Below are 810 nucleotides of genomic sequence, written 5' to 3'. Positions count from 1 at the left end.
TGCTGTGGCGGGTGACGGTGCTGGGGGAACAGCAGAGACTGGAGATTGTCACCGGTGTGCTGGATAACGGCGATGCGCTGACAGTGGAAACCTTCCCCCGTTCGCCGCAGGACTATGCCGAGGCCATGCAGCTGCCGGCGGGCCGCAAATTGGCCTGGTTCACCCGGGGGTTCATGGATGTGGACGCCGGGCCTGACCAGTTACTGGCCACGGATATTCGCTTGGGGGTGCCGGGGCTGCATCCCTTCCAGTTTGTGCTGGCGGAACAGGAAGACGGTGTCTGGAAGGCATTGCCCAGCCACAAGCTGCCGCGGCCCATGGCCAACCCGCAGGCCTGGCCAGCACTGCTGGACCGGACCCTGGCCCGCCAACCGATTCTCTGCCTGACCACCCTGGAAGCCTTGCCGGCGGGTAGCCCCTGTCCATCGGTGATGCCCTAGTGGGCGCCGGTATAGACCTCTTCGCGCCCGCCGGCATGGCCTGCCATAGCGGAATACTCCAAGTCTGAAAGGCGCCGGCGCAGGGCATTCAGCTAATAGCGACAGCCCGGTCGCAGCCTATATCCAGCAGTGTGATGCCGGCCTGCGGGTTATTCCCAGCCGGCCAGGACCAGTTTGCCGATGGTGCTGCCGCTCTCCAGCCGCCGGTGGGCTTCTTTCAGGTTGGCGGCATTGATGGTGCCGAGCCCCTCACTGACGGTGCTCTGGATTTTGCCTTGATCCACCAGTGTGCTGAGTTGGGTGAGGATGTTGCCCTGGCGTTGCATGTCCGTGGCGAACATGGCGCGGGTGAACATGAATTCCCAGCTAA

The 810-nt window shown here is 63.7% G+C and carries 1 protein-coding gene and 1 pseudogene; one reads left to right on the top strand and one right to left on the bottom strand.

Annotated features, from left to right (window positions below):
• A pseudogene (locus A3754_RS28290) lies at positions 1–440 on the top strand (metal-dependent hydrolase); the annotation flags it as partial.
• A gap of 149 nt (positions 441–589) precedes the next feature.
• On the opposite strand, the gene A3754_RS24705 reads toward A3754_RS28290, so the two are convergent.
• On the bottom strand, positions 590–810 hold a 221-nt coding region (locus A3754_RS24705; protein ID WP_156497212.1), incomplete at its 5' end, for a zinc-binding dehydrogenase.

The sequence above is a fragment of the Alcanivorax sp. HI0083 genome, from assembly GCF_001635175.1.
This window is presented reverse-complemented; position numbering and strand designations above follow the sequence as displayed.